Annotated in this window: 19 protein-coding genes; 11 read left to right on the top strand and 8 right to left on the bottom strand. The window is 73.4% G+C overall.

The window, feature by feature from the left end; all coding sequences use genetic code 11:
• Window positions 1-4: 4 nt before the first annotated feature.
• The gene (gene murC, locus RLT58_RS07145) at window positions 5-1,399 is read left to right on the top strand and encodes a UDP-N-acetylmuramate--L-alanine ligase (RefSeq protein WP_311309551.1); all 1,395 of its coding nucleotides are present in this window, start codon (window positions 5-7) and stop codon (window positions 1,397-1,399) included.
• Window positions 1,400-1,409: 10 nt separating this feature from the next.
• Complete coding sequence (gene msrB, locus RLT58_RS07140; RefSeq protein ID WP_311309550.1) at window positions 1,410-1,814, top strand: peptide-methionine (R)-S-oxide reductase MsrB; 405 nt, start codon at window positions 1,410-1,412, stop codon at window positions 1,812-1,814.
• A gap of 12 nt (window positions 1,815-1,826) precedes the next feature.
• On the opposite strand, the gene RLT58_RS07135 is transcribed toward msrB, so the two are convergent.
• The 5 genes from RLT58_RS07135 to RLT58_RS07115 form a co-directional block, all read right to left on the bottom strand.
• Window positions 1,827-3,353 (bottom strand): serine/threonine-protein kinase, encoded by a 1,527-nt coding sequence (locus RLT58_RS07135; protein ID WP_311309549.1) that lies wholly within the window; start codon window positions 3,351-3,353, stop codon window positions 1,827-1,829.
• Window positions 3,354-3,477: 124 nt separating this feature from the next.
• Entirely contained in the window at window positions 3,478-3,939 is a 462-nt protein-coding gene (locus RLT58_RS07130; protein ID WP_311309548.1) for a hypothetical protein, read from the bottom strand.
• A gap of 96 nt (window positions 3,940-4,035) precedes the next feature.
• Window positions 4,036-6,489, bottom strand: a complete 2,454-nt coding sequence (locus RLT58_RS07125; protein ID WP_311309547.1) for a GTPase-associated protein 1-related protein — start codon at window positions 6,487-6,489, stop codon at window positions 4,036-4,038.
• Window positions 6,490-6,598: 109 nt separating this feature from the next.
• The gene (locus tag RLT58_RS07120; RefSeq protein ID WP_311309546.1) at window positions 6,599-6,844 is read right to left on the bottom strand and encodes a DUF397 domain-containing protein; all 246 of its coding nucleotides are present in this window, start codon (window positions 6,842-6,844) and stop codon (window positions 6,599-6,601) included.
• Window positions 6,841-7,656: a helix-turn-helix domain-containing protein gene (locus RLT58_RS07115; protein WP_311309545.1), complete on the bottom strand. Its 816-nt coding sequence runs from the start codon at window positions 7,654-7,656 to the stop codon at window positions 6,841-6,843. Before RLT58_RS07115 ends, RLT58_RS07120 begins: the two co-directional genes overlap by 4 nt.
• Window positions 7,657-7,807: 151 nt before the next feature.
• On the opposite strand from RLT58_RS07115, the gene RLT58_RS07110 reads away from it, so the two are divergent.
• Window positions 7,808-8,272: an ATP-binding protein gene (locus RLT58_RS07110; RefSeq protein ID WP_311309544.1), complete on the top strand. Its 465-nt coding sequence runs from the start codon at window positions 7,808-7,810 to the stop codon at window positions 8,270-8,272.
• Window positions 8,273-8,288: 16 nt separating this feature from the next.
• On the opposite strand, the gene RLT58_RS07105 is transcribed toward RLT58_RS07110, so the two are convergent.
• Window positions 8,289-8,909 (bottom strand): L-threonylcarbamoyladenylate synthase, encoded by a 621-nt coding sequence (locus tag RLT58_RS07105; RefSeq protein WP_311309543.1) that lies wholly within the window; start codon window positions 8,907-8,909, stop codon window positions 8,289-8,291.
• A 118-nt stretch (window positions 8,910-9,027) separates the two neighbouring features.
• Window positions 9,028-10,488 carry an MFS transporter gene (locus RLT58_RS07100; RefSeq protein WP_311309542.1) on the bottom strand — a complete coding sequence of 487 codons (1,461 nt, stop codon included), beginning with the start codon at window positions 10,486-10,488 and terminating at the stop codon, window positions 9,028-9,030.
• Window positions 10,489-10,641: 153 nt separating this feature from the next.
• On the opposite strand from RLT58_RS07100, the gene RLT58_RS07095 reads away from it, so the two are divergent.
• From RLT58_RS07095 to RLT58_RS07060, 8 genes are all read left to right on the top strand, one after another.
• A complete protein-coding gene (locus tag RLT58_RS07095) occupies window positions 10,642-11,088 on the top strand; it encodes a MarR family winged helix-turn-helix transcriptional regulator (protein ID WP_311309541.1) in 447 nt (148 codons plus the stop codon).
• A 137-nt stretch (window positions 11,089-11,225) separates the two neighbouring features.
• Window positions 11,226-12,056 (top strand): hypothetical protein, encoded by an 831-nt coding sequence (locus tag RLT58_RS07090; protein WP_399131841.1) that lies wholly within the window; start codon window positions 11,226-11,228, stop codon window positions 12,054-12,056.
• Between the two features lie 16 nt (window positions 12,057-12,072).
• On the top strand, window positions 12,073-14,229 hold the full coding sequence (locus RLT58_RS07085) for a bifunctional serine/threonine-protein kinase/ABC transporter substrate-binding protein (protein WP_311309540.1): 2,157 nt from the start codon (window positions 12,073-12,075) through the stop codon (window positions 14,227-14,229).
• Between the two features lie 6 nt (window positions 14,230-14,235).
• Window positions 14,236-16,341, top strand: a complete 2,106-nt coding sequence (locus RLT58_RS07080) for a bifunctional serine/threonine-protein kinase/ABC transporter substrate-binding protein (protein ID WP_311309539.1) — start codon at window positions 14,236-14,238, stop codon at window positions 16,339-16,341.
• 34 nt (window positions 16,342-16,375) lie between these two features.
• Window positions 16,376-17,248 carry an alpha/beta fold hydrolase gene (locus tag RLT58_RS07075; protein ID WP_311309538.1) on the top strand — a complete coding sequence of 291 codons (873 nt, stop codon included), beginning with the start codon at window positions 16,376-16,378 and terminating at the stop codon, window positions 17,246-17,248.
• Between the two features lie 212 nt (window positions 17,249-17,460).
• Window positions 17,461-18,489 carry an L-threonine 3-dehydrogenase gene (gene tdh / locus RLT58_RS07070; protein ID WP_311309537.1) on the top strand — a complete coding sequence of 343 codons (1,029 nt, stop codon included), beginning with the start codon at window positions 17,461-17,463 and terminating at the stop codon, window positions 18,487-18,489.
• Window positions 18,490-18,514: 25 nt separating this feature from the next.
• Complete coding sequence (locus RLT58_RS07065; protein ID WP_311309536.1) at window positions 18,515-19,708, top strand: glycine C-acetyltransferase; 1,194 nt, start codon at window positions 18,515-18,517, stop codon at window positions 19,706-19,708.
• 56 nt (window positions 19,709-19,764) lie between these two features.
• A complete protein-coding gene (locus tag RLT58_RS07060) occupies window positions 19,765-20,691 on the top strand; it encodes a LysR family transcriptional regulator (protein WP_311309535.1) in 927 nt (308 codons plus the stop codon).
• Window positions 20,692-20,716: 25 nt separating this feature from the next.
• Here RLT58_RS07060 and RLT58_RS07055 read toward each other — a convergent pair whose 3' ends face one another.
• Window positions 20,717-21,103: a VOC family protein gene (locus RLT58_RS07055; RefSeq protein WP_311309534.1), complete on the bottom strand. Its 387-nt coding sequence runs from the start codon at window positions 21,101-21,103 to the stop codon at window positions 20,717-20,719.
• Window positions 21,104-21,184 lie beyond the last annotated feature (81 nt).

The raw sequence follows: 21,184 nt of genomic DNA, 5'->3' as shown, positions 1-21,184 counted from the left end.
AACGATGGCACCCGGCATTCCCGCCGCCATGGAACGACCGCACTTCATCGGCATCGGCGGCGCCGGAATGTCGGGCATCGCCAAGATCCTGACCCGGCGCGGGGCGAAGGTCGCGGGCAGCGACTCCAAGGAGTCCCCCACGGCCGAGGCGTTGCGCGCGCTGGGGGCCACCGTCCACATCGGGCACGCCGCCGGCCACCTGGCCGACGACGCCACCTGCGTGGTCGTCTCCAGCGCCATCCGCGCCGACAACCCGGAGCTGGTGCGCGCCGGGGAGCTGTCGATCCCCGTCGTGCACCGCTCCGACGCGCTGGCCTCGCTGATGACGGGGCTGCGGTCCATCGCGGTGGCGGGCACCCACGGCAAGACGACCACCACCTCGATGCTGGCCGTCGCCCTCACCGAGCTGGGCCTCGACCCCTCGTACGCGATCGGCGGCGACCTGGCCGGACCGGGCACCAACGCCACGCACGGCGAGGGCGAGATCTTCGTCGCCGAGGCCGACGAGAGCGACCGGAGCTTCCAGAAGTACGACCCCGAGGTCGCGATCGTCCTCAACGTCGAACTGGACCACCACGCGAACTACGCCTCGATGGACGAGATCTACGACTCCTTCGAGACCTTCGCCGGCAAGATCGTCCCCGACGGCACCCTGGTGATCTCCGCCGACCAGTCCGGTGCCGTCGAGCTGACCCGCCGGGTGCGCGACCTGTCCGCGCTCAAGGTCGTCACCTACGGCGAGTCCGAGACCGCCGATGTGCGCGTCCACAAGATCACCCCGCGCGGTCTGACCAGCGAGGTGACGGTCGTCCTCAACGGGAAGTACCTCACCTTCACCGTCTCCGTGCCCGGCCGCCACTACGCGCTGAACGCCGTGGCCGCCCTCGCGGCGGGCGTCGCGCTCGGCATCCCCGCCCACAACCTCGCCTCCGCCCTCGGCAAGTACACCGGGGTCAAGCGCCGCCTCCAGCTCAAGGGCGAGGCGGCCGGCGTCCAGGTCATCGACAGCTACGCGCACCACCCCACGGAGATGACCGCCGACCTGGAGGCGATGCGCGGCGCGGCCTCCGAGGCCCGCCTCCTGGTCGTCTTCCAGCCCCACCTGTTCTCCCGCACCCAGGAGCTGGGTACGGAGATGGGCCAGGCCCTCGCACTGGCCGACGCCTCCGTGGTCCTGGACATCTACCCGGCCCGCGAGGACCCGATTCCCGGCATCACCAGCGCCCTGATCATCGACGCGGCCCGCGCCGCCGGGGCCGACGTCGCCGCCGTCCACGACAAGGCGAAGGTCCCCGGGACCGTCGCGGGAATGGCGAAGCCCGGTGACCTCGTTCTCACCATGGGAGCGGGCGACGTCACCGACCTCGGCCCGCAGATCCTGGACCACCTGTCGAGCTGAGGGAGCCACCGTGCCGTACGACATCGAGAAGCCGGACGAGCAGTGGCGGGAGGAGCTCACCCCCGCCGAGTACGCGGTGCTGCGCCAGGCCGGCACCGAGCCCGCCTTCGTCGGCGAGTACACCGACACCAAGACGACGGGCGTCTACTCCTGCCGGGCCTGTGACGCGGAGCTGTTCCGCTCCGACACGAAGTTCGAGTCCCACTGCGGCTGGCCGTCCTTCTACGACCCGAAGGACACCGACGCGGTCGAGCTGATCCAGGACCGCAGCCACGGCATGGTCCGCACCGAGGTGCGCTGTGCCCGCTGCGGCTCGCACCTGGGCCATGTCTTCGAGGGCGAGGGCTACCCCACCCCGACGGACCAGCGCTACTGCATCAACTCGATCTCGCTTCGGCTGACGCCGGACGCCTGACCGGAGCCCGGCTCACGCCCGCGCCCGCTCCCCGGCAGCCGCCGGGGAGCGGGGCAGCAGCAGCGTGACCAGGAGCGCGACGACCGCCCACGCCCCCGCGCCGGCGGCCAGGGCGAGGGGGACGGACAGCTCGTCCTCGGCGGCCAGCAGGCCCGCCAGCACGACGCCGTTGAGCAGCCCCGCCGAGGTGCCGGCCGCGACCTTCCACGGCGCCCTGGAAACCGCCGCCGTCACGGCCCTGCGCACCCCGACCCCGGCGAGGATCAGCGCCGGCCCGCCGAGCACGGCGCACAGCAGCGCCGTCCACCACGGCGACGGCGGCCAGAAGAGCAGGAACACCACGGTGAGCACCGTGCACAGCAGTGCCATGACGAACACGCCCGTGTCCGGGTCCTGGGCGTCGGGCCCCGAGACGCTCGGCGCGCCCATGAAGGCCGCCGCCATGACGGCCAGGAAGAGCGCCGCGCACAGCGACACGGTCAGGAGCGCGGACCAGCCGGTCAGCAGGGCGAACTGAGCCCCGAGCGCGCCGGCGCCGAGCACCCCGCTCCACGCCGACACCCATCCGGACCCCGGCACCGCCGGCCCGGCCGCCTGCTGACGGGCCGGCCGCGCGGGCTTCTCGTCCGGCACGCGGGGGGCCTCCGCCGGGCGCGCCGCCGTCCCGGCCGCCTCCCGCACCCCCGGCGACACGCTCCCGAGGCCGTCCAGCACCCCGCGCAGGCTCTGGGCCACCTCGTCCGCCGTGGCGGGCCGGTCGTCCGGGTCCTTCTCCAGCAGGCGCAGGACCAGCCGGTCGAGGGCCTCCGGAATGCCGGGACGCAGGCTCCGCACCGGCTCCGGCGTCCCGTTCAGGTGCTGGGCCAGCACCGACCAGCCCGAGCCCTCGAAGGGCGGGCTGCCGCAGAGGAGTTCGTACAGCAGACAGCCCAGCGAGTAGAGGTCGCTGCGGCCGTCCAGGGTGCGGTCGCCGCGCACCTGCTCGGGCGACATGTAGGCAGGTGTCCCGATCGCCGCGCCGGTGCCCGTGAGCCCCGTCCCGGTCTCCTCGATCAGCCGGGCGATGCCGAAGTCACAGATCTTCAGGTCGAGTTCGCCGTCACCGAACACCATGACGTTGGCCGGCTTGATGTCCCGGTGGACGACACCGGCCCGGTGGGCCGCCGCGAGTCCGGCACAGATCTGGAGCCCCCAGGCCACCACGGACTCGACACCGCGCCGCTCCCCGGCGGCGAAGGAGGCCATGGAGCGGCCGGGGACCAGCTCCATGACCAGGAACAGGACGGAGTCGCCGCCGAGAGCGGCCTCGCCGTGGTCATGGATGGTCACGATGCGGGGGTGGGTCAGCCGGGCGGTCGCGCGGGCCTCCTGGCGGAAGCGCGCGGCCGATTCACTGGTCGCGAGAGGGCTCTGGGTGATGACCTTGACGGCGACATCGCGGTCGAGCCGTGCGTCGACGGCCCGCCACACCTGGCCCATCCCGCCGGCCCCGAGCATCTCGACCAGCCGGTAGCGGCCTTCGAGTGTCTCTCCACGCACCGAGTGGCCCCCTTCGGTCGTCCTGGACGGGGTGCTCCGGCGCGACGGCCTGCCCGGCGGCTCCCCGGGCAGCAGCCTATGCGGCGACCGGCCCGGAATCCTCCCCGTTCCAAGATCCCGTCGGTCAGTCCTCGTCCGGCGTCTCGGGCCGCAGCAGCGGGTGCACGACGCCGGGGAAGACCCGGGCCCGCACGACCGGCTCGGCCGAGCCGCCCTGGATGACGGTCTCCGCGACCCCCCAGGGGCGGCCGGGCAGGACGACGGTCAGGGTGTACGCGGCCGGGCAGCCCAGGCACTCGTAGCGGTCCACCCAGGTCTCCACCTCGGTGGTGCTGCCCGGGTAGCGCGCCACATGGCGGTGCAGCGCGTGACAGCGCTCGCAGCGCTCACCCGGCTCGCAGGTGCCGCCGCAGGGGCACGGCACGTCCAGGGACTCCGCCGGGCGCCAGCGCTGGGTGAGGACCGCCTCACGCGTGGCGCCCATGTCCTTCATCGCCTTGAGGTTGCGGGCCGCCACGTTGTACGACTCACCGGTCGCCGCCATCCGGTCGCGGATCACGTCCTTGCGGCCGCGGTTCGTCGTCATCTGTTCCTCCTGGGGTTCACGCAGCCCGCCAGGAGGCCCACGAGATCGGTACGTCTACGGTACCCGGCGCGCCGCACCCCCGATGACCCGCGCGGTTCACCCCCGCCGCACCCGGCCGGCGATGCGCCGGCCCAGCTGCCCCAGCGTGCGGCGGCCCTGGCGCTGCCAGTCGCGGAAGGCCTCCGCCCGGCCGCTGCTGCCCGAGCGCCCGACGGCCTCCTCGATCTCCGCGACCCGCTCGGCCGGCAGGGCGCGCACGACGGGCCGCAGCACCTCGTCCAGCAGCCCGTTCGCGGTGCGGCTCCAGGCGGCCCCGGCGTGCGGGTGGGCCGTCCAGACGGTGAAGCAGTCGGCCGCGTAGGCGGGTTCGGCCTTGATCCGGGCGCGGGCACCCTCGCCGCGCGCGGCCCGGTCGTAGGCGGCGATCAGGTCCGCGTCACCGCTGTGCACCAGGGCGTACAGCTCCGCCTCGGGCCGGTCCGGCGCGAGCAGCCGCCCGGCGAGCGCGCCGAACGCGTGCCGCAGGACCCCCGGCTCCACCGGCTCGGCGTCCGCGCGCAGCGCCCGTGCCCGCTCCGCCCAGTCCGGCGCCGCCGACCCCGAGCGCACCTCGCGGGCGAAGTCCAGGAGCAGCAGCGCCGCCCGCTCCCGGCCCCCGATCTCCTGCGGGAAGCCGCGCAGCAGGTCGTGGGCGAGCTGCGGCGCCTCCTCGTCGTCCTCGGCCGCGCCCAGCGCGGCGGCGACCAGCGGCGACCAGGTGCCCGCCGTCCGGTGCGCGTCCGAGGTCGCCGCCTCCAGCAGCAGCCGCGCCTCGCCCGCCGTCGGCGCGTCCTCCTCCCACACCAGCCCCACGGCCGTCCGCAGCACCAGCGGCTCAGCGAACGGCGACATCCCGGCGGCCCGCAGGATCCGGTGCACCGCGCCCACCCGGTCGGCACCGCAGCCCGCCTTGGCGTCCGGGGCGGCGGCGCACATCCGCAGATGCGGCAGCAGCTGGGTGCCGGTGAAGGGCAGCGGCACCCGCCCCAGCAGCCGTTCCACCCCCGCCGGGTCCTGCGGCGCGATCCGGTCCAGCGCACCGAGCAGGGCCGTGCGGACATCGAACTGCTCGTCCATCAGCTCCAGCAGCGCGGGCGCCCAGCCCGGCGTCCCCTCCCCGCCGGCCAGCAGGGCGGGCGCCAGCCGGTCCACGACGGGTTCCAGCAGTTCCGCACAGTCCACCCCGAGCAGCCGGGCCACCCGCAGCAGCTGGACCGTCCTGGCCACGTCGAGGCCGACGCCCGCGCCGCCCAGCTCGGTCAGGATCTCCGGCCCCAGCACCTCGGCGACGGCCGCTCCCTCGGGCCCGCTGAAGGCCGTGCGGCCGGGCAGTTCCAGGGAGCCGTTGCCGCCGCGCACCGCCTCGGTGACCAGCATCGCGGCCAGCGGGGCCGTGGTGGTGGCGGGGGAGCGCCCGTCGAGCGCGGCGAACAGCCGGCCCGCCGCGTCGAACTCGGGCCCCGTCCGGTCGTCCACGCCGGGCGCGGTCAGCGCCTCGACCAGCTGCCGGGTGCGCTTCGCGTCCAGCGCGTACGGCCGCTCGGCGGCCCAGCCCGCCGCCGCCGCCCGCTCGCCCGGCCCCAGCGCGATGCCCGCGCACAGGGCCGTCACCGCGAGCGGCCCCGCGGCGAACGGCTCGCCGGGCAGCGCGGCCGCCTCCTGGAACAGCTCCGGCGCCCTGCTCCGCCAGATCCGGGCCGCCGCCCCGGCCCAGGGGTCGTCCACGGCCGCCTCCGGGCGCGGACCGGTGCAGAGGTGCACCCGCAGGCCCGGCCCGGTCAGCTCGCCCGCGTCCTCGGGCAGCACGCCGACGATCTGCTGCGGGGCGGTGCGCGGGTGGCGGGTGTAGGTGGTGAAGGTCAGCCGTGCGGCCAGGTCCTCGGGCAGGACGACCCCGGCCAGCGCGATCCAGCGGGCCACGTCCGCGCTCTGCCGCTCGACGAGCACCACCCGGTCCGTGGCCGCCGGGTCGGTCAGCCGCCGCAGGTCGGCCAGGACGCCCGCGAGCCAGGGACCGCGCGAGACGGCGAAGTCGTTGAGCCCCTCGCGTTCGCGGGCGTGGTGGCCGGTGGCGGCGGGCAGGGCGGCGAGCGGGTCGGGCAGCGCGCGGTCCGGCGTGGTGGCGGCCCAGCGGGCGCTGCGGCAGGCGGTGACGGGGAGCGTGCCGCCCGGCAGGCGTGTGCCGGTGGGCAGGTGGACCGCGTGCGCGTGGAAGCGTACGGACGTCAGATGCGCGGGGCGCACGGCCACGGTCCGGGCCAGCAGGTGGCTGCCGTCGGACAGCACGCTGAAACTCAGCGCCTCGGGCAGGGCGCGCAGCGCGCCGTCCGTGGGGCGGGGCGGGGTACCGGCCGGCGGTTCGTACGCCAGGAGCGGGCCCGCCTCGGTGAGCACGGACGCGGGTATCGCCGCGTCAACTGCCGTGAAACGGGCGGGTATCGCCGCGTCCTCGCCGGATTCGGATCCGTCCCCGTCCGTTGCGGAGGTGTAGTGCAACTGCGCGAGGCTCATGCGTCGGCTCTCTTCGTCCCAGCCATGAAGGTCCCGGCGACGCTATCAAGGACGCGAGCCGCCCGGCGCCGGTCGTGTTACCGGCACCGGGCGGCGGTGTGACGGTTGCTCAGGCCTCGACCGCGTAGGCGACGAAGTCGGTCCAGGCGGCGGGCGCGAGGGCGAGCTGAGGGCCCTCGTGAACCTTGGAGTCGCGGATGTGGATGGTGGTGGGGCAGGTGGCGACCTCGACGCAGGAGTCGCCGGAACCGCCGCTGCAGCTGGACTTGTGCCAGGACAGGGCGACCTCGACGCAGGAGTCGCCGTCGCCGCCGCTGTAGCTGCTCTTGAACCAGGCCAATTTCGTGGTGCTCATAACGCTCCTCGCATCTGCCGCAGCAGGCTCAAGGAGTCCTCCAGAGAGAGAGCCTGCGAACGCATCCTGGCATACCGCATTTGGAGCGTGCTCACGACTTTGGCCTCGGAGATGAACTGGCCGCTCTTCTGTCCCTCGCAGTAGCCGAACCAGTGGTTGTCCGGGGTCTCCAGGAGCTGCATCGGCCCGTCCATCCCCGCGTGCCGCTCCTTCACCAACGGCATGATCTGGATCTCGATGTTCCTGAGACAGGCGAGTTCCACCAGGTGTTCGACCAGCTCGGCGGCGACGGCGGCGCCGCCGAGCCTGCGCAGCAGCAGATGCTCCTCCAGGATGAAGCTGTATGAGGTGTTGGGGCGCTGCCGCAGCAGTTCCTGGCGCTCCATGCGGGCCACCAACTGGGTCTCGATCTGTTCGTCGCCCATCGGCGGCAGCTGCTCGGTGAACAGCGTCCGTGCGTATGCCTCGGTCTGCAACAGGCCCGGGATCAAACGGCATTCGTACGTGTGCAGAGTGATCGCGTCCTGCTCCAGCTGAGCCCACTGGCGGAACCAGCTGGCCAGACCCCGCCGACGCGACAGATGCTTGGCCGCCGCGCGTACGATCCCTCCGGCGTCGAGGGCCACCTCGGACCGATCCACGAAGGGCGGCGGCGGAAACCGGCGTCCCTGCTCGATCGAGGCGACCATTGTCACCGAGTACTGCACCAGGGGAGCGAACTCCTCCTGGGTGAGCCCAGCCCGTTTGCGTAAGACCTTGATTACCTCACCAAATGCCTTGAGGCTGTCCGAGGGCTCGGGTTCATCGGTCATGTGCGGCCACCTTTCGTGCGCTTCCCCGGTCCGCAACAAGCCCATGGTCACGCATCGTGATCCGTACCGTCCACCCTCCGTACTCGTACGCTGACCCAGCGTACGAGTAGCGTTGCTGGTCGGAGCGGGTCCGCGCGACAACGCTTGGCGCATGGAAACATCACTGACCCCCCAACGCCCAGTGACCGAACGGCAGTTCGTGCAGCGGTTCAGTGCCACGCCCCGGGGTGCACGCCTGGCCCGCCGGCTGGCGGTTCATCAACTGCACGCCTGGGGCGTCGCGTACCGCTCGGACGTCTCCGACACGGCGGCGCTGCTGGTGGCCGAGCTGGCGGCCAACGCGGCGACGCACGGCCGCGTACCGGGAAGGGACTTCGAGCTGCGGCTGAGCCTGGCCGAGGGCGCGCCTGACCTGCTCGGCACGCTGCGTATCGACGTGTCGGACACCCGGGGCGAGTGCCGGCCGCCGGGCCCCGGGCAGGTCGTGAAGCCGCCGCCGGGCTCCGACGGCGGGCGCGGCCTGGTGCTGGTCGAGGCGCTGGCGGACCGTTGGGCGGTGCTGGAGCGCGTACCGCCGGGAAAGACGGTCCGGGCGGAACTGGACCTGCTGTACTGACTGTCTGGTGCGCCGGCTACTCGAAGCGGGAGGTGTCGCCGGCGCCGCGCCGCACGATCTCCAGCTCGCCGCTGGAGAAGTCGATGACGGTGGTGGGTTCCGTACCGCAGTCGCCGGAGTCGACGACGATGTCCACCTCGTGGTCGAGGCGCTCCTTGATCTCCCAGCCCTGCGTCATCGGCTCCTCCTCGTCGGGCAGGAGCAGGGTGCTGGAGAGCAGCGGCTCGCCCAGCTCCTCCAGCAGCGCCTGGACGACGGGGTGGCCCGGGATGCGGACGCCGACGGTCTTCTTCTTGGGGTGCAGCAGCTGGCGCGGCACCTCCTTCGTCGCGGGCAGGATGAAGGTGTACTGGCCGGGGGTCGCCGCCTTCACCGCCCGGAACACGTCGTTGTCGATGTGCACGAACTGGCCGAGCTGGGCGAAGTTCTGGCACATGAGCGTGAAGTGATGGCGGTCGTCGAGGTTGCGGATCGCGCGGATGCGGGAGATGCCGTCACGGCTGCCGAGCTGGCAGCCCAGCGCGTAGCAGGAGTCCGTGGGATACGCGACGAGCGCTCCGGAGCGGATGCTTTCGGCCACGCCGGTGATCGTGCGCCGCTGGGGATTTTCGGGATGTACGTCGAAATACTTCGCCATCCGGCGAGTCTACGGCCGGGGCGCCCGGCGGGTTCCGTACAACGGCCGGTTGCCCTGCCCGGGGAGGGCAGGACAACCGTTTCGGGTGGCGGGGGCCACTTCAAACCTTGCCGCCGGGTCAGGCCTTGGCCTCGGTGACCTCGGGCGCCTGGGGCTCCGCCAGGAGCGAGTCCGGCTTCGCCGCGGCCCGTACGGGGATGAACGCGGCGAGCACGGCGGCGAGGAGGCCGACGCCGCAGCCGATCAGCATCGCGGCGCGGAAGCCGCTCTCCGAGGGCAGTGCGTAGCCCCCGAAGTCGGTGGTCATCTGCGCCATGACGACACCGATGACGGCGGCCGAGACCGAGCTGCCGATGGAGCGCATCAGGGTGTTGAAGCTGTTGGCGGAGGCGGTCTCGGACTGCGGAACGGCCGACATGATCAGGGCGGGCATGGCTCCGTAGGCGAAGCCGACACCGGTGTTGCAGACGAGGGTCATCAGCAGCAGGCTCCACGGCGAGTCCGTGCCGATGACCGGCAGGCCGAGGCCGTAGCCGAGGGAGATGACCAGCGCGCCGAACGCGAGGGTGACCTTGGGGCCCTTGGCGGCCGAGAGCTTGGCGCCGAGCGGCGACATGACCATCATCATCAGGCCGGCCGGGGCCATCCACAGGCCCATCGCCAGCATGGACTGACCCAGGCCGTAGCCGGTCGCCTCGGGCAGCTGGAGCAGCTGGGGGACGACGAGCGACTGGGCGTACATCGCGAAGCCGACCAGGATCGATGCGGCGTTCGTCATGAGGACCTGGGGGCGGGCGGTGACGCGCAGGTCGACCAGCGGCTCGCTGACGCGCAGCTCCCACCAGCCCCAGACCAGCAGGGCGACGACGGCGGCGATCAGCAGTCCGAGCGTGGTGCCGCTGCCCCAGCCCCAGTCGGCGCCCTTGGAGACGCCGAGGAGCAGGCAGACGAGTGCGACGCCGAGGCCGACCGCGCCGAGGAAGTCGAAGCCGCGCGAGGCGCCGGTCTGCTCGCCGCCGGGCACCAGGAACCAGATGCAGGCGCCGACGGCCAGCGCGAGGGCGGCGACGACCCAGAACAGCACGCGCCAGCTGGAGTTCTCCGCGATGGCGGCGGCGAAGGGGAGGCCCAGGGCGCCGCCGACGCCCATGGAGGCGCTCATGATCGCGATGGACGAGCCCAGCTTCTCGGCCGGCACGACGTCCCGCAGCAGGCTGATGCCCAGGGGCACCACCCCCATGCCGAGGCCCTGGAGCCCGCGCCCGACGATCATCGGGACGACGGACGAGGACAGGGCACAGACGACCGAGCCCAGGACGAGCGGGGCCAGCGAGGCCAGCAGCATGCGGCGCTTGCCGAACATGTCGCCCAGCCGTCCGGCGACGGGCGTGGCCACGGCCGCCGCGAGCAGGGTCGCGGTGATGACCCAGGACGCGTTCGACGCGGACGTGTCGAGCAGCTTCGGGAGTTCCGCGATCAGCGGCACCACCAGCGTCTGCGTGATCGCGGCCACGATGCCCGCGAAGGCGAGGATGCCGACAACGCCGCCGGTGCGGGCTGTGGGCTGTGTTCTGCCCACGGGTGACTCCTGTTGGTTCTGCTGCGGTGTTTGCTGGAGTGCGATGTGTACCGTACATGAGTAGTGTGTCATACACATCAAGTGCATCATGCATACAATCCGTGGTATATCTGTACAGAGGGCCGCAACAGAGAGCACGGAAAGAAGCGCTACGTGGACATGCCTGTGGACCGGATCGAGTTCGAGACCATGCTGCTCGGCCGGCACATGAGTCTGCTGACCTCGCGCGGCGGCGGACGGCTCGACCGGAGTGCCTACATCCTCCTCAGCCGCATCCGGGCCCAGGGCCCGATGTCCATCGGCCAGCTGCACGACGCCTTCGGCCTGGACACCTCCACGCTCAACCGGCAGACCGCCGCCATGCTGCGGGCCGGGGTCGTCGAGCGCATCCCCGATCCGGACGGCGGGATCGCCCGCAAGTTCGTCATCACCGACGAGGGCGCCCGCCGGCTGGACCGGGACCGCGCGGAGAACCGGGAAGGCCTCGGGCTCGTCCTGGCCGACTGGAGCCCGGAGGAGGCGGCCCAGCTCGCGGACAACCTGGCCCGCCTCAACCGGGACATCGAGCGCCTCGACGGGCGGCCGTGGCCCCGGGACTGACCGGGGAGCCCGCCCCCCCGGCCCACGTCTTGATGGTGCAACAGTTTCGCCACGCCCTGCCGGGGGCCGGCCCGCGATCATAGGATCGGGGCGGTCTTCGGGGAGACGGGGTGGCCGACGTGGTGTGCGGCGGATCGATGCGTAAGTACGGGATGCTGGTGCTGGCTCCGCTGGTGCTGGTGGCCTGTTCCGGTGGCGACGGCGGCAGCGGCGGGGCCAAGGGCGGCGGCCCGGCCTCCGCGTCCGCCTCCGGATCGGCGTCCGCCTCCGGATCGGCGTCGGCCTCCGCGTCCGCGTCCGCCTCCGGGCCCGCGGACACCGGGGGCATCGATGTGGACCCCGCCCGGCTGCCCGCGAGCCGCGCCGGCGCCCAGGCCTTCATCGACCGGGTCATCGCCGACCCCGACACCTTCGGGCCCGGAGTCGTCAAGCGGAGCCCGTACGAGAGCGATCCGGCCACCTGGCCCGTCCTCGGCACCGACTGCGTCTGGCAGCAGAAGAAGCCGGCGGACAGCGTCCTCGCCACCCGCACCCGCTCCTTCGAGGTCCCCGCGGCCGGTGGCAAGGGGCCGCTGCGGCTCTCCGCCGTCGTCACCGTCCACCGCACCCGCGACGACGCGCGCTGGGAGATGGCCGAGTCGGTGGAGGAGACGATGCGCTGCCCCACCCAGCAACTGCGGCAGGGCGAGCTGATCGGGTCCATGATCTCGTCCTCCCTCGCCGAGGGCGAGGGCACCCAGGTCAACTCCGAGGACGCGCTCGACGAGATGGGGCAGTACCAGAGCGAGGAGCTGGGCGGCGGCCCCTACCCGTACTCCTGGCAGCAGGCCCAGGTCCTCCGGTTCACCGTGGCCGTGACCGGCAAGGGGGCCAAGGGCTGGAGCCAGCAGGAGATCGACGCGCTCACCGTCCAGGCCCAGGCCACCATGCTCGTCCGGGTCAAGTCCGCCGTCGAGAAGCAGAGCTGAGAGAGCGGAGAGCGTGATGGAGAAGCTGCGCCCCTCCGACCCCGCCCGCATCGGCGGACACCGGCTGCTCGGCAGACTCGGCGCCGGCGGCATGGGAGTCGTCTACCTCGGCCGCGCGGACACCGGAGCGCTGGCCGCGATCAAGGTGATCCTGCCCGAGTTCGCCGGGGACCACGACTTCCGGACCCGCTTCCGGCGCGAGGTCGAGGCCGCCCGGCGGGTGAACAGCCCCTGGGCCGTGCCGGTCACCGGCGCCGAGACGGAGGGCGAACAGCCCTGGCTGGCCACCGCGTTCGTTCCCGGGCCCGCCCTCTCGGAGGCCGTCGCCCGCTGCGGACCGCTGCCCGCGCGCAGCGTCCGGGTGCTCGGGCGGCTGCTCGCCCGCGCGCTGAACGCGGTGCACGAGGCGGGGCTCGTCCACCGCGACGTGAAGCCCGGCAACGTCCTGCTCACCGTGGACGGGCCGCGCCTGATCGACTTCGGGATCGCCCGCGCCGCCGACGCCACCGCGCTCACCGCCACCGACCTCGTGGTCGGCACGCCCGGCTTCCTCTCACCCGAACAGGCCGGCGGCGGCAGCGAGGCCGGACCGCCCAGCGACGTGTTCTCCCTCGGCTGCCTCCTGGCGTACGCCGCGACCGGACGGCCCCCCTTCGGCAGCGGGGCCGTCGACGCGCTGCTCTACCGGACCGTGCACGACGTGCCCGACCTCGAAGGCGTGGAGGACCCCGAACTCCACGCGCTGCTCACCGAGCTGCTGGCGAAGAACCCCATGGCGCGGCCCACCGCCGCGGAGCTCGACACCCGCATGGCCGAGGACGTGCCCCACGGCTCCATCGACTGGCTGCCCGAGGACGTCGTCGCGCTCATCGCGGACCGCTCCACCGGCATGCTCGCCCTGCCCGACATCGACCCCACGACCGTGCCGGAGACACCGCCGCAGCCCGGCCCCGGGCGGCGCCGGGTCCTGCTGTTCGCCGGTGCGGGCGTGGTGGTCGCGGCGGGCGGCGGCCTCGGCCTACGGGAGTGGCTGCGCGACGACGACGAGGACGCCACCGGCTCGGCCGCGCCCGGCGAGCGGGCCTGGGTCATCGGCGTACAGGCCGACCTCTCCGGTCCGCAGAGCGCGGCCGGGCGCGCCCAGGAACGCGGGGTGCGGCTGGCCGTCCAGCGCTTCAACTCCCGCAAGGACAAGCCCTTCGCGCTCACCGTCAAGGCGCTGGACGACCGGGGCGAGGCGGCCCGCGCGGTGCAGGCCGCCGAACGGTTCTGCCGCGACCGCGACGTCCTGGCCGTCGTCGGCCCGACCGGGGACCGCACCACGGACGCCGTCCTCACCACCTACGACGAGGCGATGCTGCCGGTCCTCACCGTCTCCTCGCTCCAGCTCGCCTACGCGGCCCGCTCCAAGAAGCCGTTCTTCCAGGCGGCTCCCTACGACGCCGCCCTCGCCGCGCCCATCATCAACCGGCTGCTGCTGCGGCCCGACGTGGAACGGCTCGGGGTGCTGCTCGACCGGGCCGGCGGGCAGTCCGCCTACCAGAGCGGCTACGCCACCAACCTGCTGACCGGCGAGCTCACGACCGGCACCACCTACCCGCGCGTGATCCCCGCCGGGACACAGAACCTGAAGCCCGTCGTCGAGGACATGCTCGCCCACTCCAGCGACGCCTTCTACTACGCCGGTGACGCCGTCGGCGCCGCCCGCACCGCACGCGCCCTGGCCGCCACCTCCTTCAAGGGCCCGCGCATGGCCATGCACACGGCCATGGGCGCGACCTTCCTCGAAGAGGCCGGAGAGGCCGCCGAGAACTGGGAGTTCACCGCACCCTTCACGGACGCCGAGGCGCCCGCCGCCAAGGAGTTCGCCGCCGCCCACCGCGCCGCGTACAGGACCGGGCCCGCGCACTGGGCCGCCGAGGCGTACGACGTGGCGGGTCTCGTGATCGAGGCGGTCACCGCGCTCGCCCGGGGAACCGGGGGAGCCGGCAGGCCGAAGCGCCCGGCGCGGGCCGCGCTCGTGAAGCAGATCGCCGCGTCCTCGTACCAGGGCGTCTCCCGTACGTACACCTTCGACGAGGACCACCGGCTCAAGGGCGCGGACGCCTATCTCTACGGTGTGCGGGACGGGCGGTACGTCTTCCTCGGCGACGCGCCGAAGACCAAGGCCTGATCCGGCATGAGGCCGCTGACCTCCGAGGACCCGCGCGCCGTCGGCGAGTACCGCACCCTCGTCCGGCTCGGGGCGGGCGGCATGGGCGTGGTCTACCTCGCCCGCTCCCCGGGCGGGGCGCTCGCCGCCGTGAAGGTCATCCGCGCGGAACACGCCGCCGACCCCGGCTTCCGGGCCCGCTTCCGGCGCGAGGCCGAGGCCGCCGGCCGGATCACCGGCCCCTGGGTGGTGCCGGTCACCGGCACGGACCCGGAGGCCCGCGAACCCTGGCTGGCCACCGCCTTCGTCCCCGGACCCTCGCTGGGCGAGGCCGTCGAGGAACACGGCCCGCTGCCCGTCGCCACGGTCCGGGCGCTCGGCTCCCGCCTCGCCGAAGCGCTCGCCGCCGTCCACGAGGCGGGGCTCCTGCACCGGGACGTGAAGCCCGGCAACGTCCTCCTGGCACTCGACGGGCCCCGGCTCATCGACTTCGGCATCGCCCGGCACGCTGGGGCCACCGCGCTCACCGCCACGGGCGCGGTGATCGGGACGCCCGGCTTCCTGGCCCCCGAGCAGGCCTCGGCGGGGCCGCTCGGACCGGGCTGCGACATCTTCTCGCTCGGCTGCGTCCTCGTGTACGCGGCGACCGGGCGGCGGCCGTTCGGCACCGGGACGCCCGCCGGACTGCTCTTCCGCACGGTGCACGAGGAGCCCGACCTGTCCGGGGTGCCGGACCCGCTGCTGCCGCTCGTCGCGGCGTGCCTGGCCAAGGACCCGGCGGACCGGCCCAGCGCCCGGGAGGTCGCGGACCGCCTCGCGGGCGGCGGAGCCCGCTGGGAGGTGCCGGGCCTGTCCACCGTCGTCGCCGAACGCTCCGCCGCCGCGCTCGCCCTCCCCGACCCCGAACCGCCCACCCTCGTCCAGGAACCCGGCCCGCCGCGCCCCTCCCGGCGGCGCGTCCTGATGGCGGGAGCCGCCGGAGCGGTCCTCCTCGCCGGCGGCGGCACCGCCGCCTGGGTGGCCGGCCGGCGCGGTTCCACGCCCGCCGCCACGCCCCGGGCGCTGCCCACGTACCGGATCGGTCTGCACGCCGACCTCTCCGGCCCCGGCAAGGCGCTCGGCCTCGCCCACGAACGCGGCATCCGGCTCGCGGTCGACGCCCACAACGCCCGTACCGACAAGGCCTTCGCGCTGGCCCTGCGCACCGAGGACGACGGCGGCGACACGGACCGCGCCCCCGGGGTCGCCGACCGGTTCATCGCCGACCCCGGGACGCTCGCCGTCATCGGCCCCACCGCCGACGTCGTGGCGAAGGCCGTCGTCAGCCGGTACGAGCGGGCGCGGCTGGCCCAGGTCGTCGTGTCGGGGCGCTCCACGACCGCCGACTGGGCGGGCACCACGTCCCTGTGCGTCCTGCGGCCGTTCGACGCGTCACTGCACCTCGGTCTGACCCACTACCTGGTCAACGCCGCGCCGGACGGCCGGATCGTCGTCGTGGAGGACCTGGCCGACCCGCAGGGCAGCTGGGCCATCGCCAACGGCCTGAGGGACCTCTCGATCAAGGGCGCCGCCCCCACCGTGCACACGGTCGAGGCCGACGCGCGCGGCTTCGCCCCGGTCGCCCACGCCGCGGTCGCCGCCGGCGCGGGGTCGGTCGTCTACGCCGGCTCGTCGCCCGGGCGGGCCGCCCGCCTGGCCACGGACCTGGCCGCCGCCGGCTTCACCGGCACCGGACTGTCCACCGGCCCGGTCCTCGCCCCCGCGTTCCTCCGCGACGCCGGGAAGGCCGCCGAGGGCTGGGTCTTCGCCGAGGCGTACACCGACCCGGCGGCCCTGCCCGCCGCGAAGGCGTTCACCGCCGGGCACCGCGAACGGTTCGGGGAGGCCCCCGCCACCTGGTCCGCCGAGGCGTACGACGCGGTGGGGCTGATCGCCCGGGCGGCCGGCTCCACCAGCGCCGTGGACGCCGCGCGCGACGGTCTGGCCGCGAGCATCTTCCGCAGCGACTACCGGGGCATCACCCGGCGGCTGTCCTTCTACGGCCACCACATGGCGCAGTTCCGGACCGGCATCTTCCTCTACCGGGTGAAGAAGGGCCGGGCGGGCTTCCTGGGGCTGTACAGCTCGGTGTGAGTACGGTGGGGCCACGGGCGAAGAGGGGTTCGAGATGGCCGCGTTGGAGCTTTCCGCAGGTGTGGTGGAGTACGAGGACACCGGCGGTGACGGGCCGGTCGTCGTCCTCCTGCACGGGGTGGCGATGGACGGCACGCTGTGGCGGAACGTCGTCGCGGACCTGCGCGCCGACCACCGCTGCCTCGTGCCGACGCTGCCGCTCGGCGGCCACCGGCGCCCGATGCGGCCCGACGCGGACCTCTCGGTCCTCGGCGTCGCCCGGCTGGTCGCGGAGTTCCTGGAGGCGCTGGACCTGACCGGCGTGACCCTGGTGATGAACGACTGGGGCGGGGCGCAGGCGCTGGTCGCGGACGGCCGGGACCAGCGGATCGGGAAGCTCGTCATCACCTCCTGCGAGGCCTTCGACAACTTCCCGCCGGGCCTCCCGGGCCGCAACCTCCACACCTCCGCCGCACTCCCCGGCGGACTGCGCCTGGCCTTCGGCCTGCTGAAGCTCAAGCCGATGCGCCGGCTGCCGGTGACCTGGGGGTGGATGACCAGGCGCCCGGTGCCGGACGCGGTGATGGACGGCTGGTTCCGGCCGCTGTGGACCTCCAAGGAGATCCGCCGGGACCTGCGCAAGTACGTCCTGGGCGTGCCCCCGAAGGCCGAACTCCTGCGCTGGGCGGAGAGCCTGCGCACCTTCGACCGCCCGGCGCTGGTCGCCTGGGCGGCCGAGGACAAGGTCATGCCCCCGGACCACGGCCGCCGGCTGGCCGCCCTGCTGCCGCAGGGCCGGCTGGTCGAGATCGCGGACAGCCGCACCCTGATCCCGGAGGACCAGCCGGAACGGCTCGCGGGGCACATCAGGGAGTTCCTGGGGAAGGCCGGGACAACCCCTTCGGGCGATGGAACAACGGGGGCGTGAAGCGTAGCTGCGGGCGCGCTTAAGAAATCCTCGATGGACCTGGGGCGCGGGGTACGGCAGATTTCTCCGTGACGGCGGAGGATGGTGCGCGGCAGCCCGAGCAGGCGCGCTGCCACACCGCCCCTCTCATACTTCCCCGGGCCGCAGGCTTCTTTCGGCATGCCCCCGGCCCGGGGACATCAACGCCGCACCAGGTACAGGGAGCCGCAGCCGTGAAGGCACTCGTGAAGCAGAAGGCCGAGCCGGGACTCTGGCTGATGGACGTGCCCGAGCCGGAGACCGGCCCCGGGGACGTACTGATCAAGGTGCTCCGTACCGGCATCTGCGGCACCGACCTGCACATCCGCAACTACGACGGCTGGGCGCAGCAGGCCGTGAAGACGCCGCTCGTCCTCGGCCACGAATTCGTCGGCGAGGTCGCCGCGATCGGCGCGGACGTCGTGGACATCGCCGTCGGTGACCTGGTCAGCGGCGAGGGCCACCTCGTGTGCGGCAAGTGCCGCAACTGCCTGGCCGGCCGCCGCCACCTCTGCCGCTCCACCGTGGGGCTCGGCGTCGGCCGCGACGGGGCCTTCGCGGAGTACGTCGCGCTGCCCGCGTCCAACGTGTGGGTGCACCGGGTCCCCGTGGACCTGGACGTCGCCGCGATCTTCGACCCGTTCGGCAACGCCGTGCACACCGCGCTGTCGTTCCCGCTGGTCGGCGAGGACGTCCTGATCACCGGCGCCGGCCCGATCGGCATCATGGCCGCAGCCGTCGCCAAGCATGCCGGAGCCCGTAACGTCATGATCACCGACGTCAGCGAGGCCCGTCTCGACCTGGCGCGCAAGGTCGGCGTCAGCCTCGCGCTCGACGTCGGCGAGCAGACCATCGCCGACGGCCAGCAGAAGCTCGGACTGCGCGAGGGCTTCGACATCGGCCTGGAGATGTCCGGCCGCCCCGAGGCGATGCGCGACATGATCGCGAACATGACGCACGGCGGCCGGATCGCCATGCTCGGCCTGCCGTCCGACGAGTTCGCCGTCGACTGGTCCCGGATCGTCACCTCCATGATCACGATCAAGGGCATCTACGGCCGCGAGATGTACGAGACCTGGTACGCCATGTCCGTCCTGCTGGAGGGCGGCCTCGACCTCGCCCCCGTGATCACCGGCCGGTACGGCTACCGCGACTTCGAGGCGGCCTTCGACGACGCGGCGAGCGGACGCGGTGGCAAGGTCATCCTCGACTGGACCGCCTGACCTCTTCACCCCTTAAGGAACCGGCATGTTCGACTCCGTACGCGACGACCTGCGCACCACCCTCGAAGAGATCGAGGCGGCCGGTCTGCACAAGCCCGAGCGCGTCATCGGCACTCCGCAGTCCGCGACCGTGGCCGTCACCGCGGGAGGCCGCCCCGGTGAGGTGCTGAACTTCTGCGCCAACAACTACCTGGGCCTGGCCGACCACCCCGACGTGATCGCCGCCGCCCACGACGCGCTGGACCGCTGGGGCTACGGCATGGCCTCCGTCCGCTTCATCTGCGGCACCCAGGAGGTCCACAAGGAGCTGGAGCAGCGGCTCTCCTCCTTCCTGGGCCAGGAGGACACGATCCTCTACTCCTCCTGCTTCGACGCCAACGGCGGTGTCTTCGAGACCCTCCTCGGCGCGGAGGACGCGGTCATCTCCGACGCCCTCAACCACGCCTCGATCATCGACGGCATCCGGCTGTCCAAGGCCAAGCGCTTCCGCTACGCCAACCGCGACATGGCCGACCTGGAGCAGCAGCTCAAGGAGGCGTCCGGGGCCCGGCGCCGCCTCGTCGTCACCGACGGCGTCTTCTCCATGGACGGCTACGTCGCCCCGCTGCGCGAGATCTGCGAACTCGCCGAGCGCTACGACGCCATGGTCATGGTCGACGACTCGCACGCCGTCGGCTTCGTCGGCCCCGGCGGGCGCGGCACCCCCGAGCTGCACGGCGTCATGGACCGCGTCGACATCATCACCGGCACCCTCGGCAAGGCGCTCGGCGGCGCCTCCGGCGGCTATGTCGCCGCCCGTGCCGAGATCGTCGCCCTGCTGCGCCAGCGCTCGCGCCCGTACCTCTTCTCGAACTCGCTCGCCCCGGTCATCACCGCCGCCTCCCTCAAGGTCATCGACCTGCTGGAGTCCGCGGGCGACCTGCGCGAGCGGCTCAACGCCAACACCGCGCTCTTCCGTACCCGGATGACCGAGGAAGGCTTCGACGTCCTGCCCGGCGACCACGCCATCGCCCCCGTGATGATCGGGGACGCGGCGAAGGCAGGCCGGATGGCGGAGCTGCTCCTGGAGCGCGGTGTGTACGTGATCGGGTTCTCCTACCCGGTCGTGCCGCAGGGCGCGGCCCGCATCCGCGTCCAGCTCTCCGCCGCCCACTCCACGGCGGACGTGAACCGTGCCGTGGACGCCTTCGTCGACGCGCGGGCGGCTTTGGACGCGTAGTCCCGCACCGCGGAGGGCGTCCCGGACGCCCTCCGCGACCTGGGACAATGGGGCACATGATCGACGCACGGCGGCTGCGCATCCTGCGGGCCGTGGCGGACCACCGCACGGTGACCGCCGCGGCCGCCGCGCTGTATCTGACCCCGTCCGCCGTCTCCCAGCAGCTCGCCGCCCTGGAGCAGGAGACCGGCCACCGGCTGGTCGAGCGCGGCGCCCGGGGCGCCCGTCTCACCCCCGCAGGGGAGATCCTGCTGACCCACGCCAACGCGGTGCTCGCCCAGCTGGAGCGGGCCGAGGCGGAACTCGCCGCCTACGGCGCGGGCGACGCCGGGACGGTCACGGTCGCCGCGTTCGCCACCGGCATCGGCCTGGTCCTCGCCCCCGCCATCGCCGCGCTGAACACCACGGCCCCCGGCATCAAGGTCCGCGTCCAGGACGCGGAGGGCGACGCGAGCGTCCCGATGGTGCTGGACCGGCAGGTCGATGTCGCGGTCGCCGTCGAGTACCGGGGCGCCCCCGGCGAGGACGACCGGCGCCTGACCCGCGTACCGCTGTACTCGGAGCCGTTCGACGCGGTGCTGCCGGTCGGACACCGGCTGGCCGGCCAGGAGCAGGTGGCGGTCGCCGACCTGGCGAAGGACGCCTGGATCGGCCCCTACCCCGGCAACCCCTGCCACGACGTGGTCGTCCTGGCCTGCGAGTACGCCGGTTTCGCACCCGACCTCGAACACTCATCGGACGACTTCCACGCCGTGGTCGCCCTCGCCGGCGCCGGCGCCGGAGTGGCCCTGGTGCCGCGCACCGCGCTGCGCGGGATGGCGCTGGCGGGCGTGGTGGTCCGCCCGGTACGGGGCAGCGCACCCACCCGCCGGGTCTTCGCCGCCGTGCGCCGGGGCGCGGAGGCGCATCCACTGATCGCACCGGTGCTGGACGCGCTGGCGGGGACGGCGGGCGGGGTCGGCCTGGGGCGCGGGACGGACTGAGCACCGGCCCGGCCCCGGCCGCCGCTCACGCGGGCTGGAGCAGGTCCCAGCGGTTGCCGTACAGGTCCTCGAAGACCGCGACCGAGCCGTAGACCTCGTGCCGGGGCTCCTCCAGGAACCGCACCCCGGCCGCCGTCATGCGGGCGTGGTCGGCCGCGAAGTCCTCCGTGTGCAGGAAGAAGCCGACCCGGCCGCCCGTCTGCGCCCCGACGCTCGCCGACTGCGCCTCGTCCTTGGCACGGGCCAGCAGCAGCCCTGTGCCCTGCGTGCCGCGCGGGCGCACCACCACCCAGCGGGAGCCGTCGCCCCGGTCGGTGTCCTCCACCAGCTCGAAGCCGAGGGCGTCGGTGTAGAAGGCCAGGGCCTCGTCGTAGTCATGGACGACAAGAGTGACCAGGGCGATGTGGGACATGCGGATCCTTGGGACGGAAGGGATGGAGAGGATGGAAGGGGAGGGGAGTGGGGTGGGGCGTGCGGGCCCGTGACGGACACT

The organism is Streptomyces sp. ITFR-16 (genome assembly GCF_031844705.1).
Lineage (GTDB): Bacteria > Actinomycetota > Actinomycetes > Streptomycetales > Streptomycetaceae > Streptomyces.
The sequence above is the reverse complement of the archived record's forward strand: the minus strand, read 5'-3'. Positions and strand labels throughout refer to the sequence as shown.